Here is a 12576-nt window from a genome sequence, read left to right on the forward strand (position 1 = left end):
ACCGGCACCGGGTCCCGCGCACCGGCCCGGCACCGGCCACGGGCACGCGCACCGGGCCGGCACCGGGCCTCGCGCACCGGCGGGCCCGGTCAGGCGCCTTGCGCTGCCCCCGTGGTGTCCGGCGGCGGGTACGGCTGGTCGGCCAGCAGGCGGGCGAGGTGGGCGCTGTTGAGCGCGAGAGCCTTCGTGCTGCGTCCGGTGGTGTCCGGCTTCGGGCGGGCGTCGACGTAGTCGGTCGTGTGCAGGGCCTCGCCGACCCAGTACGTCGCGCCGGCCGCCGGGCAGGTGAACCCGACCTCGTTGAGGGCCTGCTGCACCTGGCCGATGGTGTGGTGGGCACCGTCCTCGTTGCCGACGACCGCCACCCCGGCGACCTTGCCGTAGGTGAGCATCCGCCCTTCGTCGTCGGTCTCGGACAGCTCGGCGTCGAGGCGTTCGAGGACCATCTTGCACACCGACGAGGGCTGCCCCAGCCAGATCGGGGTGGCGATGACGAGGATCTGCGCGGCGAGCAGCTTCTCCCGGATGGCCGGCCAGCCGTCCCCGTCACCCTCGTCGGTGGAGACCCCGAACCGGACGTCGTGGTCGACGACCCGCAGCATCTCGCCGTCGACTCCCTGCCGGTCGAGCGCGTCGAGAACCTCCTGACCGAGGACCTCCGAGCTGGACGTGGCGGGGGATCGCTTGAGGGTGCAGTTGAGCACCAGGGCCCGGATGGTTGGCACGGTCGGTTCCTCTCAGCGGCTCTGCGGTGTCGACACCGCCCTACGACACTGGGGTGTCGACACCGCCCTACGGCACTGCGGTGACCCCGTCGCCTTACCCCGCGTCGGCCGGGAAACACGTCCGGCCGGCCTGCGGAACGACTGGTTCGCCGGGAGCGGGACCGCCGGCTGTGTGGTGCCGGAACCTCTCCGCCGGGCTCAGCACTCGGCCAGACGGGGGGCGTCGGCGATCTCTCGCGTCGGCCGTCGGGCCGTGAGGCCCTTCGCCTGGTACATCGCCGCGTCGGCCCGGTCGAGCGCTTCGGTGAGCTGGGCCGGGCCGTGCACGGGGGCGAGCCCGACGGAGGCGGTCACCCGGAGGGTGAGGGTGCCCAGCGGGATGGGGGCCGCCAGCGTCTCGCACAGCCGCCGGGTGGCGTGGTCGATCCACCGCCGGTCGACGGTGGGGGTGGCCAGCAGCCCGGCGAACTCGTCACCGCCGAGGCGGGCCACGAGGTTGTCACCCGCGAAGGCGGCCAGCCGCTCGGCGACGCTGATCAGCACCTGGTCGCCGGCGGCGTGCCCGTAGCGGTCGTTGATCTGTTTGAAGTCGTCGAGGTCGGCGACCACGGCGACCAGTGGCCGGCCGGCGGCATCGGTGAGCAGCGTGGCGGCCAGCCGGTAGAAGGCGCGGCGGTTGGGTAGGCCGGTGAGCGGGTCGTGGCTGGCGGCGTGCCGTTCGGCGGCGAGCGCGGCCTGCAGATGGGCGATCTCCGCCTCGGCGCGGACGGCGCGACGCCCCATCTGCCAGGAGGAGAACAGGGCCCCGACGGCGCAGATGCCGGACGCGACGGTCAACGGATCCGGCACGAACCCTCCTTTCACCACAGTGGCCACGGGTGGTGGCCCCGTGGTCGCCCACGCGCTGCCGGACCCCTCGTTTCCCCTGGTAGCGACCCACATTATGTGACTGAGCGTGAACGGATGAGTACCGCGCACGTGCGTTATCATGCTCGCTGTCCAATGCAGATGCAATAGCAGATGCACGTGCAGAATGCTCCCCAGTGGACATCGACCCTCCCGCCAGCACCGTTCCTCCCACGGGCACCGGCGCCTACCGGAGAGATGAAAGACGCTCATGCAGCTACCCCCCAACGGCGTACCCGGCGCCCAACTGCCACCGCTCACCTGGCAGAAGAGCCGCCGGAGCAATCCCAGCGGCAACTGTGTCGAGTTGGCCGAGTTGCCGGACGGCGCCGGGATCGCGGTGCGCAACTCCCGGCATCCCGAGGGGCCCGCGCTGATCTATACCGCGGACGAGATTGCGGCCTTCGTGCTCGGCGCCCGAGACGGCGACTTCGACCACCTCATCCGCTGATACCGCGTCCCGTGCACAGGACTTCCACAACGTCACGGAGGGAGTTCACCTGACCGACGGTCCGTGGCATGCTTACACGTCGGTCGGGGTCCGAACCCGACCCGATCGAGCCATGCGGAGGGCGGCACGTGACCATGGTTTCCGCCGAGGAGGGGTCGGCCACCGGCCCCACCGTGCTGCGCATGATGCTGGGCGCCCAACTGCGCCGGCTCCGCGAGTCCAGCGGCGTGAGCCGCGAGGGCGCCGGCTGGGAGATCCGCGCCTCCGAGTCGAAGATCAGTCGGATGGAACTGGGGCGGGTCGGGTTCAAGGAGCGGGACGTCGCCGACCTGCTGACCCTCTACGGCGTCACCGCCGCCCACGAGCGGGCGGCGTTGCTCAAGCTCGCCCGCGATGCGAACAGCCCCGGCTGGTGGCACCGGTACGGCGACATCCTGCCGTCGTGGTTCCAGTCCTACCTGGGCCTGGAGGCCGCCGCCGCGCTCATCCGCACCTACGAGGTGCAGTTCGTCCCCGGCCTGCTCCAGACACCCGAGTACGCCCGCGCGGTCGTCCTGCTCGGGCACGGCCGGGCCAGCCAGGAGCAGGTCGACCGCCGCGTCGACCTGCGGATGCGCCGCCAGGACCTGTTGCGTCGCCCGCAACCGCCGCAGCTGTGGGCGGTGGTCGACGAGGCGGCGCTGCGCCGGCCGATGGGCGGCCCCGAGGTGATGCGGGGGCAGTTGGAGGCCCTGATCGAGGCGACCCGCGCGCCGACCGTGCGACTCCAGATCATCCCGTTCGCCGCGGGCGGACACGCCGCCGCCGGCGGTGCCTTCACCATTCTGCGCTTCGGCGACCGGGACCTGCCCGACATCGTCTACATCGAGCAGTTGACCAGCGCCATCTATCTCGACAAGCGCGACGACCTCGACTTCTACGCGGTGGCGATGGAGCGGCTGTGCGTCGAGGCCGAGCCGCCCGAGCGTACCCCGGAGATCCTCGAACGGATCATCGCCGACCTCTACCCACGGTGACGGCGGTCCCCGGGCCCGCCCGAGGTGCCGCTACGATGATCGTCGACCGACGACAGTGGACGGACACCCGATCGCGGGTGCGGAAGTCGTGGAGGCAGTTGTGACCACCGATGCGCACGGGGCGATGACCGGTTCCGCGCACCCCAGCGACCGGATCGACACCTCGGTGGCGCACCCCGCCCGCCGCTACAACTACTGGCTGGGGGGCAAGGACAACTTCCAGGCCGACCGGGATTCGGGTGACGCGATGGCCGAGGCCTTCCCGACCATCCGCACCGCCGCCCTGGAGAACCGGCGGTTCCTCCAGCGCGCGGTCCGCTACCTCGCCCGCGAGGCCGGCATCCGCCAGTTCCTCGACATCGGCACGGGCATCCCCACGGCCGACAACACCCACGAGGTGGCCCAGAGGATCGCGCCGGAGTCCCGGGTCGTCTACGTCGACAACGACCCGATCGTGCTCGCGCACGCCCGCGCCCTGCTGACCAGTTCCCCGCAGGGGGCGACGGCCTACATCGACGCCGACCTGCGCGAGCCGGAGAAGATCCTCACCCATCCGGAGCTCCTGCGCACCATCGACCTGTCCCGGCCGGTGGCGCTGATGCTGGTGGCGATCCTGCACTTCCTGCCGGACGACGACGACCCGAAGGCCCTGCTGACCCGGCTGGTCGACGCCCTGCCGCCGGGCAGCTACCTGGCCGCGTCCCACGCCACCCACGACTACCTGCCCCCGCACATCGCCGAGCAGGCGAAGGCGGCGGCCAAGGGGGGTGGGCCGCACGGGCTGGTCAACCTGCGCAGCCTCGCCGAGTTCACCGCGTACTTCGAGGGTCTGGAGGTGGTCGAACCCGGCATCACCTCGGTAGCCGAGTGGCACGCCGACGACGCGCCGCAGCCCCGGCCGTCGGTGGCCGAGGTCAGCATGTACGGCGCGGTGGCCTGCAAGGCCTGACTCCGGGGCGACCGTCGGATCCGGCCGGTCGACCAGGCCGTAGTGGGACCCGACGAGCAGCGAGTCGCTGAGCTGGAGCGCGTGGCCGACGTGAACGACGACGGGCGGGGATCGACTCCGGCGAACCGGCGAGGCCGACTCCGGTGACTCTCAGCGCGCCGCCTCGACCTCCGACCGCCCGTCGGTGTCGCGTTCGCGGCTGAGGAAGAACGCCCCGAGCGCACCGGCGAGCGTGCCGAACACCGCCACGGAGTACGCGGCCAGGACCAGCTCGAGAACCTGCGAGAACCCGTCCGTGGCGGAGAGGGGTTCGCCGGTGATCGTGGTGAGCGTGACGTCGTGCAACGCCTGCCCGTACGTGGGGTAGGAGTCGGTGACCAGCAGCAGCTGACCGGCGGCGAGGATGATCGTCGCGGTGGTGACGGCGAGCCAGGCCAGCCGGTCGGTGAGCAGCCGGCCGGCGGAGCGTGACCCGCGCACCGCGGCGGCCACCACGCCGGTGCCGCGCGCGGCCCGCAGGGCGGTCGCGGCCCGGGCGAAGCGCAGGAACGGTACGGCGAGGAAGATCACCTGCCACCAGTTGCGCTTCCAGAACTCGCGGGCGCAGTGGCGGGCGAGCCACGCCCGCAGGGTGAACTCGGCGACGAACACCGCCCACAGCACCCAGCTGGCCACGGTGAGCGCCGTGCCGACCGACGCGTCGCGGCTCACCGCCTGACCGAGTACCAGCAGCAGGAACAGCACGCCGAGCACGCCCATCGGCTTGTCCAGCCGGCGGGCGAGCCCGTTGAGCCGGGCGTCCTCCTCAGGGGGCGTCCGGGTGGCCGGGGCGGGGGTGCGATCGGTCACGAGACCGGACGGGGGCGGGGTGCGCGGTTGACCATTCGTGCGCGGTACCCGCTGCGGCCTGAGTCATGCCGACGCGGTCCGGCACGGATGACCCGGATATCGACGGGACCTCCCGGGTATCTCCGTCGGTATGGTGTTGGACAACCCTATCGATCTGCTGCGTCTCCTCGTCGTCGCCATGGTGGTCTATCCGGCCCTGGTGCTGGTCCTGCGGCTGTCCGGCAAGCGGACCCTGTCGAAGCTCAACGCGTTCGACTTCGTGGTCACGGTGGCACTGGGTTCCACCCTGGCGACGATCCTGCTCTCCCGGGACGTCTCGCTGGTGGAGGGGATCCTCGCGCTGGTCCTGCTGGTGTCTCTGCAGTACCTCGCCGCCCTGATCGCCGTCCGGTGGCCACGGTCGCAGGGGCTGCTCAAGTCCCAACCGACGCTGCTGCTGCGCGACGGTCAGCTGCGGCACGACTCCCTACGCCGAGCCCGGGTCACCGAGAGCGAGATCCGGCAGGCCGCCCGCAGCGACGGGAGCGGTGACCTCGGCGGCCTCGCGGCGGTGGTGCTGGAGACCGACGGCAGCCTCAGCGTCATCACCAGCGACAAGCTGGGGAACGGCAGCACCCTCGCCGACGTGGTGGACCACGGCCGGTAGGGCCGCCCGAGCGCCGTCCGTCCCTGACGTTCACACGGCCTGCTGCCGGGTATCGACACGGCATGGCGCGTTACACGAAGCCGGAACTCAGAGAGCAGATCAAGGCGGAGATCAAGGCTGCCGACCGGGGCGGCCGGCCGGGGCAGTGGTCGGCGCGCAAGTCGCAGCTGCTCACCCGGGAGTACGAGAAGCGCGGCGGGGGCTACGAGGGGCCGAAGGACGAGCGGCAGCGCTCCCTGCAACGGTGGGGTGCCGAGGACTGGCAGACCAAGGAGGGTGCCACCCGGGCGCGCGGCGACGGTGAGACTCGCCGGTACCTGCCCAGGCGGGCCTGGAAAGAGCTCTCCGAGCAGGAGCGGCGCGCGACCGACACCCGCAAGCGCCGGGCGTCCCGGACCGGTCGACAGTACGTCGCCAACACGGGCCCGGCGAAGCGGGCCCGCCGGGACGCGTCGGCGCAGCAGCTGTCCGACCTGCCGGTCGCCGAGGCGGCCAAGCTCGTCCGTGGCCTCGACACCCGCCAGCTCAGGGCGGCGTTGCGGCGCGAGCACGCCGGCAAGGCCCGCAAGACCCTCATCCGGCGAATGGAGTCGGAACTCGCCCGGCGCTGACCCGCCAGGTCGCTGCCGGCCCGGCGCGGCCCGGCTGAGCCCGACGGGGCCCGGCGCGGGCGCCCGACGGGGCGCGGCCCGGCAGGGGCACGGCAGCGGTTCGTCGCGGACCGCGTATAGCGTGGGACCGTGATCCGACTTTCGCACGCCCTTCCCGGCTCGGCCACCGTGACCGCCGCGGCGGAGCCGCCCCAGGACGGTCTGGTCGGCTACGTCACCGATCTGGTCGAACGCCTCGGTGGGCCGGGTGCGGGGTTGGCCGTGGCGCTGGAGAACCTGTTCCCGCCGATTCCCAGCGAGGTGATCCTGCCGCTCGCCGGGTTCGTCGCGGCGCAGGGGCGGATGAGCGTCGTCGGTGCCATCTTCTGGACGACACTCGGGTCGCTGCTCGGCGCCCTTGCCCTCTACTGGGTCGGCGCCGCGTTGGGCCGGGAGCGGACGCGGGCCATCGCGGCGAGGCTGCCGCTGGTGAAGCTCAGCGACATCGACCGAACGGAGGAGTGGTTCCTGCGGCACGGCGTCAAGGCCGTCTTCTTCGGACGGATGATCCCGATCTTCCGGAGCATGATCTCGATCCCGGCCGGAGTGGAACGCATGCCGGTGCTCACCTTCGCGGTCTACACCACGCTGGGCAGCCTGATCTGGAACACCACCTTCGTGATGGCCGGCTACCTGCTGGGTGACAACTGGCATCTGGTCGAGGGGTACGCCGGCATCCTCCAGAACCTCGTCATCGCCGCCTGCGCGCTGGGGCTCGTCTGGTTCGTCGTCACCCGGTGGCGCCGTTCCCGCCGAGCCGGTGGCCTGCGCCCCAATGACAGCGGCGCGGGCCTGGCCGAGTCGACGCCGGCCGGGGTGCCCGATCCGGACGGGCGCGGCACCATCTACCGCAGCGCCTGGGCCGACGACTGGCAACACCCCGACCAGAACCCGCCCCGGTGACGGCCGGGCCGCAATGGGCGGACGACGTCGGTGTGGTCGAACTACCTGGCGGGATACGGGTGCGGGGGCGGCGGATCGCCGACCTGGCCGCACCGGCGGACTTCAGCCTGCTGCTGGCGCCGGGACCAGCACCCGACTGGGCGTACCGGCGAGTCCGGTGGCCGGACTTCTGGATCCCGACGGACCGGGCGGACACCCTGGACGCGTTGCGTGAGGCACTGGGCCGGGGGTACGCGGGCCAGCGGGTGGAGGTGGCCTGCCGGGGCGGTACGGGCCGGACCGGCACCGCGTTGGCGGCGCTGGCGATTCTCGACGGACTGCCGGTCGAGCAGGCGGTCGACTGGGTGCGCGCCGCCTACCGGCCGGGTGCGGTGGAAACCCCCTGGCAGCGTCGCTGGCTGCGTCGGTTGCCCTGATCGCGCCGCCGGGGCCGGCGGCGGTGTGCGCGTACCGGCCCGGCGGCGGTGTCGCCCTGCCCTCGAAGCGGGACGGGTTGGTGGTCAGGGCGTGACGTAGTCGCGCAGGTGGCGGGCGGTGAGGGTGGTGCCGTGCGCCACCAGGTCGGCCGGGGTGCCGGTGAACACGATCCGACCGCCGTCGTGACCGGCACCCGGGCCGAGGTCGATCAGCCAGTCCGCGTGGGCCATCACCGCCTGGTGGTGTTCGATCACGATGACCGTGTTGCCGGCGTCCACGAGCCGGTCGAGCAGCGCGAGCAACTGGTCGACGTCGGCCAGGTGCAACCCGGTGGTCGGCTCGTCCAGCACGTAGGTGCCGGCCTTCTCGGCCATGTGGATGGCCAGCTTGAGTCGTTGCCGCTCGCCACCGGAGAGCGTGGTGAGCGGCTGGCCGAGGGTGAGGTAGCCCAGCCCGACGTCGGCCATCCGGTTCAGGATGACCCGGGCCTGGCCACCGGGGAAGAAGTCCCTGGCCTCGGCCACCGACATGGCGAGCACCTCGCTGATGTTCTTTCCGCGCAGCCGGTAGGTGAGCACCTCGTCGGTGAACCGGCGGCCCTCGCACCGTTCGCAGACCGAGGCGACGCCGGCCATCATGGCCAGGTCGGTGTAGACCAGGCCGATGCCCTTGCAGGTGGGGCAGGCACCCTCGGAGTTGGCGCTGAACAGGGCGGCCTTCACGCCGTTGGCCTTGGCGAACGCCGTGCGGATCGGGTCCAGCAGGCCGGTGTAGGTGGCCGGGTTGCTGCGCCGGGAGCCACGGATGGGGGACTGGTCGACGACGACCACCCCGTCGCGGCGGCGCAACGAGCCGTGGATCAGGGAACTCTTGCCGGAGCCGGCCACCCCGGTCACCACCGTCAGCACGCCGAGCGGCACGTCGACGCTGACGTCGCGCAGGTTGTGCAGGTCGGCGTTGCGGATGGCAAGCTGCCCCGTGGGGGTGCGGGTCCGCCCGCGCAGGCGTACCCGGTGGTCGAGGTGGCGGCCGGTGAGGGTGTCGGAGCGGCGCAGGCCCGGCACGTCCCCGGTGAAGCAGATCCGCCCGCCGGCCGCGCCCGCGCCGGGGCCCAGGTCGACCACGTGGTCGGCCACGGCGATGGTCTCCGGCTTGTGTTCGACCACCAGCACCGTGTTGCCCTTGTCCCGCAGGCGCACCAGCAGGTCGTTCATCCGGGCGATGTCGTGCGGGTGCAGGCCGGTGGTCGGCTCGTCGAAGACGTACGTGACGTCGGTGAGCGGGGAGCCGAGGTGGCGGACCATCTTCACCCGCTGTGCCTCCCCGCCGGAGAGCGTGGCGGACTCGCGGTCGAGGCTGAGGTAGCCCAGGCCGATCTCCACCAGCGACTCCAGCAGGTCACGCAGGTTGCCGGTCAGCGGCGCGACGGACGGGTCGTCGATGCCCCGGACGAACTCGGCGAGGTCGCTGATCTGCATCGCGGCACAGTCGGCGATGTTGCGCCCGGCGATGCGTGACGACAGGGCCGCGGCGTTGAGCCGGGTGCCGCCGCAGTCGGCGCAGGTGGTGAAGGTGACCGCGCGGTCGACGAAGGCGCGGATGTGCGGTTGCATCGACTCGCGGTCCTTCGCGAGGTAGAGCCGCCGCACCTTGACGGCCAGCCCCTCGTAGGTGAGGTTGGTGCCGCCCACCTTGATCTTCGTGGCCGGCCTGTGCAGGAAGTCGTGCCACTGCTCGGGCGTGAAATCCTGGAGTTTGGTGTCGGGGTCGAACAGGCCGCAGCCGGCGAATGCCTGCCAGTACCACGAGTCGACCGCGAAGTTCGGCACGGTGATCGCCCCGTCGTTGATCGACCTCTCCACGTCGACCAGTTCGTGGACGTCCAGGTCGGACACCCGGCCCAGACCCTCACAGGTCGGGCACATGCCCTCGGCCAGGTTGAAGCTGTACGCTCCCGCGCCGCCGACCTGCGGAACGCCGAGCCGGCTGAACACGATCCGCAGCATCGCGTACGCGTCGGTGGCGGTGCCCACCGTCGAGCGGGAGTTCGCGCCCATGCGCTCCTGGTCGACGACGATGGCCGGGGTGAGGTTGCGCAGCGAGTCGACGTCGGGCCGGGACAGGTTCGGCATGAACGACTGGAGGAACGCGCTGTAGGTCTCGTTGATCAGCCGCTGGGACTCGGCGGCGATCGTCCCGAACACCAGGGACGACTTGCCCGAGCCGGACACGCCGGTGAAGACGGTCAGCCGGCGTTTCGGGATGTCGACCGAGATGCCGGCGAGGTTGTTCTCCCGTGCCCCGCGTACCTCGATGACGTCGTGGCTGTCGGCGGCGGACCGTGCTGGCTGCTGCATGGCATTCCTTCGCGAGGTCGGGTGCGGAGACGGCGGGGAAGACCACTGGCGCCCCGGCCACCTTCAATTGTCCCATTCGGTCGGTAGTGGAGACTTTTCTCCATCGGTCCACGCCAGCATGGCCGACCCCTGCGACAAAGTCTCCAACGGGCGGTGAGCGTTAGGGTGGTCGGTGTGATGGCGCGACGGCAGCGGTCGGGGCGGCTGCGCACGGTCGACGTGGCGGCCTCCGCCGGCATCTCGGTGCAGCAGGTCCGCAACTACCTCGACCTCGGGGTGCTACCGCGCGTGGCGCGCACCGAGCACGGGTACCGGATCTTCACCGAGAAGCACGTCCGCGCGCTCGCGGTGGTCCGCCTCATGGCCGAGGGGCACGGTTGGGCGCGTACCCGGAAGGTGATGGCGGCCGTGCACGACGGGGACCTGCCGGCGGCGCTGGCGGCGCTCGACGGCGGCCACGCGGAGCTGGACCGGGAACGCGCCGAGATCCGGGGGGTCCTCGGGGCGTTCGAGACGGTGGTGACCGCCCCCCGCGCGGCGGTGCCCGTGCCCCGGCGGGGCATGCGGGTCGGCGCGGTCGCCGCCGTGGTCGGGGAGCGCGCCTGGCAGTTGCGCGGCTGGGAGGCGCGCGGGCTGCTGCGCCCGGTGCGCGAGCCGGACACCGGCTACCGGGTGTACGACGAGGCTGAGGTGCGGGCCGCCCGGGTGGTGGCGCTGCTGCGCCGGGCCGGCTACCCCTTCGACATCGTCGCGGCGGTGCTGACGGAGATGCGCACCACCGGCAGCCCGGAACGGGTCCACGCCGAACTGGCCCGCCGGGAACAGGATCTGCACCGGCGCAGCGTCCGGCGGTTGCGCGCCTCCGCGGCGTTGCACGCCTACCTGCAGGAGGTGGGCCTGCTGTAGGCGGGTCGGCTCAGCGCAGGACCAGCAGGTCCAGGTGGTCGACCACCGGGCCGGAGGGTCGCCGGGCCGCGACCCGCAGCCGGGCCAGGCCCGTCTCGTACTCCTCGTCGGTGATGAGGTGCAGTGGGGTGTGTGCCCGCCGGGAGAGCTTCGCGGCGTACTCGGCGAGGGAGGCGGCGGTGGTCTGCGCGACGGGCTCGACGGTGCTGACCGGGAACCCGGCCGCGGTGAAGGCCGCGCGGACCCGGGCCACCCCGGGGTACGTGTCGAGGACGCGGACCGCCTCCGGGAACCAGTCGAACAGGGCGATGCGCTGGTGCCGGCCGGGGAAGGGGGAGCGGATCAGCACGGGCGCCCCCGGGCGCAGCACCCGCCGCAGTTCCCGGGCGAGCACGTCCAGGTCTGGCACGTGGTGGATCATCGTCGACAGCCAGGCGGCGTCCAGGCTGGTGTCGCGCAGCGGCAGGGCGGTGCCGTCCCCGCCGACCAGCGGGCGGTGCGGGCAGCGGGTGCGCATCGCCGCGGCCGGTTCCAGCGCCAGTATCCGGACGCCGAACCAGTCCGTGAAGGCGTTCGCCCAGGCTCCGGTGCCGGCGCCCAGATCCAGCACGGTGTGACCGGAGCGCGGGCGCAGGTGCTGCTGGACGGCGTAGCGCCAGCGCTCCAGCCCGGCGCGGGGCAGTTCCCGGGTGGCGGCGAACGCCGCCGCGTCGGTGTCGTCGAAGGGGATCAGAGCCACGGCCATCACCTCGCCACCGTCGCCGGGAGGTCCGGGCGATCGTTCCTGCGGTTCTAGCCGCGGGGTGACGCCCGAGGCAACGGCTTGTGATCAAGTACGCAACCCGGGCCGGCGCAGCCCGTCACGTCGTCCGCCCACCCGGGGTGGGTCAGCGCACCGCGCAGGGAGCGAGGTTGACCAGCTCGGCCGGGCGGTTGCCGTCGACCCGACCGATCGCGGTGGCGATGCGGTTGAGGGCGGCGATGCGCTTGTCCTCGAGCGGACCGACGATCGCGTTCTGCACGAAGTTCGGACCGCCCTCGGGGCGGACGGCGAGCCGGGCGAGCCGGGCGTCCGCCTCGGCGATCTGCCGGTCCAGGTTGGCCAGCTCGCGCGTCACCTCGGCCTGGGCCCGGACGGGAACGGCGGGCAGCCGGCCGGCGACGTCCGGGCAGTTCACCTTCCGGGCGACGCCGACACCGTCGTCGCCCACATCGCCGTCGTCGCCGGCTCCGCCGATGTCGTCCGCGCCGATGGTGCCGTTGCCGGTCCCACCGTTGCCAGCCCTGCCGTTGACCGCGCTGGCGATGCCGGGGGCGTTGAGGCCGCAGGTGGCGAGGCTGGCGAGGTCGGGCCGCTGACCGCCGGCACGGTTGATGTTGATCTCGATACGGTCGAGGACGGCGACGCGCTTGCTGCGCAGTGGGCCGAGAATGGCGTTCTGGACGACGTTCGGGCCGCCCTGGGGGTTGGCGGCCTGCCTGGCCAGCCGGGCGTTGGCGTTGGCGATCTCGTTGTCCAGGTTGGCCAGTTCCTGCTCGACGCCGGCCACGGCGGCGGCCGGCACCGCGGAGAGCCTGTCGCGGACGGTCGGGCAGTTCACCGTCCGTGCGTCGCTGGCGGCGGCGCCCGCGTCGGTGCCGGCGTTGGCCAGGGTCAGGCCGCCAGCGAGGAGCAGTACCGCGAGGGCGCCGACTCCACCGAGCTTGAGGGCGGCGTGCTTCTTCGTGCGCGTGGCCATGTACCTCTCCTTGACTGGACCGCCGTCGAGCCCGACGAACCGTGGTTCGCCGGTCGGCGGTG

General features: G+C 72.4%; 14 protein-coding genes. 8 read left to right on the forward strand and 6 right to left on the reverse strand.

The genetic code is table 11. The features are described from left to right. Positions 1–89: 89 nt before the first annotated feature. Both GA0070616_RS24555 and GA0070616_RS24560 read right to left on the reverse strand, forming a co-directional pair. Complete coding sequence (locus tag GA0070616_RS24555) at positions 90–725, reverse strand: flavodoxin family protein (protein ID WP_091087983.1); 636 nt, start codon at positions 723–725, stop codon at positions 90–92. Between the two features lie 198 nt (positions 726–923). Beyond that, positions 924–1574, reverse strand: a complete 651-nt coding sequence (locus tag GA0070616_RS24560; RefSeq protein ID WP_091087989.1) for a GGDEF domain-containing protein — start codon at positions 1572–1574, stop codon at positions 924–926. Positions 1575–1842: 268 nt separating this feature from the next. Here GA0070616_RS24560 and GA0070616_RS24565 point away from each other — a divergent pair, with 268 nt between their 5' ends. From GA0070616_RS24565 to GA0070616_RS24575, 3 genes are all read left to right on the forward strand, one after another. After that, complete coding sequence (locus GA0070616_RS24565) at positions 1843–2082, forward strand: DUF397 domain-containing protein (protein ID WP_091087993.1); 240 nt, start codon at positions 1843–1845, stop codon at positions 2080–2082. 134 nt (positions 2083–2216) lie between these two features. Further along, the gene (locus tag GA0070616_RS24570) at positions 2217–3098 is read left to right on the forward strand and encodes a helix-turn-helix domain-containing protein (RefSeq protein ID WP_425413012.1); all 882 of its coding nucleotides are present in this window, start codon (positions 2217–2219) and stop codon (positions 3096–3098) included. Positions 3099–3222: 124 nt separating this feature from the next. Continuing rightward, the gene (locus GA0070616_RS24575; RefSeq protein WP_175440302.1) at positions 3223–4047 is read left to right on the forward strand and encodes an SAM-dependent methyltransferase; all 825 of its coding nucleotides are present in this window, start codon (positions 3223–3225) and stop codon (positions 4045–4047) included. A gap of 150 nt (positions 4048–4197) precedes the next feature. On the opposite strand, the gene GA0070616_RS24580 is transcribed toward GA0070616_RS24575, so the two are convergent. Further along, positions 4198–4896 (reverse strand): hypothetical protein, encoded by a 699-nt coding sequence (locus tag GA0070616_RS24580; protein WP_217628233.1) that lies wholly within the window; start codon positions 4894–4896, stop codon positions 4198–4200. Positions 4897–5026: 130 nt separating this feature from the next. On the opposite strand from GA0070616_RS24580, the gene GA0070616_RS24585 reads away from it, so the two are divergent. The 4 genes from GA0070616_RS24585 (at position 5027) to GA0070616_RS24600 (ending at position 7511) form a co-directional block, all read left to right on the forward strand. Next, positions 5027–5542: a DUF421 domain-containing protein gene (locus tag GA0070616_RS24585; RefSeq protein ID WP_091088003.1), complete on the forward strand. Its 516-nt coding sequence runs from the start codon at positions 5027–5029 to the stop codon at positions 5540–5542. 62 nt (positions 5543–5604) lie between these two features. Then, a complete protein-coding gene (locus tag GA0070616_RS24590; RefSeq protein ID WP_091088006.1) occupies positions 5605–6153 on the forward strand; it encodes a DUF5872 domain-containing protein in 549 nt (182 codons plus the stop codon). Between the two features lie 129 nt (positions 6154–6282). Continuing rightward, positions 6283–7095 carry a DedA family protein gene (locus tag GA0070616_RS24595; RefSeq protein ID WP_091088010.1) on the forward strand — a complete coding sequence of 271 codons (813 nt, stop codon included), beginning with the start codon at positions 6283–6285 and terminating at the stop codon, positions 7093–7095. A gap of 32 nt (positions 7096–7127) precedes the next feature. Next, positions 7128–7511 carry a protein-tyrosine phosphatase family protein gene (locus GA0070616_RS24600; protein WP_245712886.1) on the forward strand — a complete coding sequence of 128 codons (384 nt, stop codon included), beginning with the start codon at positions 7128–7130 and terminating at the stop codon, positions 7509–7511. Between the two features lie 84 nt (positions 7512–7595). On the opposite strand, the gene GA0070616_RS24605 is transcribed toward GA0070616_RS24600, so the two are convergent. Beyond that, a complete protein-coding gene (locus GA0070616_RS24605; RefSeq protein WP_091088017.1) occupies positions 7596–9869 on the reverse strand; it encodes an ATP-binding cassette domain-containing protein in 2274 nt (757 codons plus the stop codon). A 177-nt stretch (positions 9870–10046) separates the two neighbouring features. On the opposite strand from GA0070616_RS24605, the gene GA0070616_RS24610 reads away from it, so the two are divergent. After that, on the forward strand, positions 10047–10775 hold the full coding sequence (locus GA0070616_RS24610; RefSeq protein ID WP_091088020.1) for a MerR family transcriptional regulator: 729 nt from the start codon (positions 10047–10049) through the stop codon (positions 10773–10775). Between the two features lie 10 nt (positions 10776–10785). On the opposite strand, the gene GA0070616_RS24615 is transcribed toward GA0070616_RS24610, so the two are convergent. Further along, the gene (locus GA0070616_RS24615) at positions 10786–11514 is read right to left on the reverse strand and encodes a class I SAM-dependent methyltransferase (RefSeq protein WP_091091542.1); all 729 of its coding nucleotides are present in this window, start codon (positions 11512–11514) and stop codon (positions 10786–10788) included. Between the two features lie 148 nt (positions 11515–11662). Continuing rightward, positions 11663–12514, reverse strand: coding sequence for a hypothetical protein (locus tag GA0070616_RS24620; protein ID WP_091088023.1), 852 nt, complete (start codon positions 12512–12514; stop codon positions 11663–11665). Positions 12515–12576: the final 62 nt, after the last annotated feature.

Source organism: Micromonospora nigra (assembly GCF_900091585.1).
Lineage (GTDB): Bacteria > Actinomycetota > Actinomycetes > Mycobacteriales > Micromonosporaceae > Micromonospora > Micromonospora nigra.

What these genes read in the sequence shown, in the direction of transcription:
- GA0070616_RS24565 (WP_091087993.1), top strand. Translation starts at nt 1,843, where the DNA reads ATGCAGCTACCCCCCAACGGCGTACCCGGCGCCCAACTGCCACCGCTC.
- GA0070616_RS24570 (WP_425413012.1), top strand. Translation starts at nt 2,217, where the DNA reads ATGGTTTCCGCCGAGGAGGGGTCGGCCACCGGCCCCACCGTGCTGCGC.
- GA0070616_RS24575 (WP_175440302.1), top strand. Translation starts at nt 3,223, where the DNA reads ATGACCGGTTCCGCGCACCCCAGCGACCGGATCGACACCTCGGTGGCG.
- GA0070616_RS24585 (WP_091088003.1), top strand. Translation starts at nt 5,027, where the DNA reads ATGGTGTTGGACAACCCTATCGATCTGCTGCGTCTCCTCGTCGTCGCC.
- GA0070616_RS24590 (WP_091088006.1), top strand. Translation starts at nt 5,605, where the DNA reads ATGGCGCGTTACACGAAGCCGGAACTCAGAGAGCAGATCAAGGCGGAG.
- GA0070616_RS24605 (WP_091088017.1), bottom strand. Translation starts at nt 9,869, where the DNA reads ATGCAGCAGCCAGCACGGTCCGCCGCCGACAGCCACGACGTCATCGAG.
- GA0070616_RS24610 (WP_091088020.1), top strand. Translation starts at nt 10,047, where the DNA reads ATGGCGCGACGGCAGCGGTCGGGGCGGCTGCGCACGGTCGACGTGGCG.
- GA0070616_RS24620 (WP_091088023.1), bottom strand. Translation starts at nt 12,514, where the DNA reads ATGGCCACGCGCACGAAGAAGCACGCCGCCCTCAAGCTCGGTGGAGTC.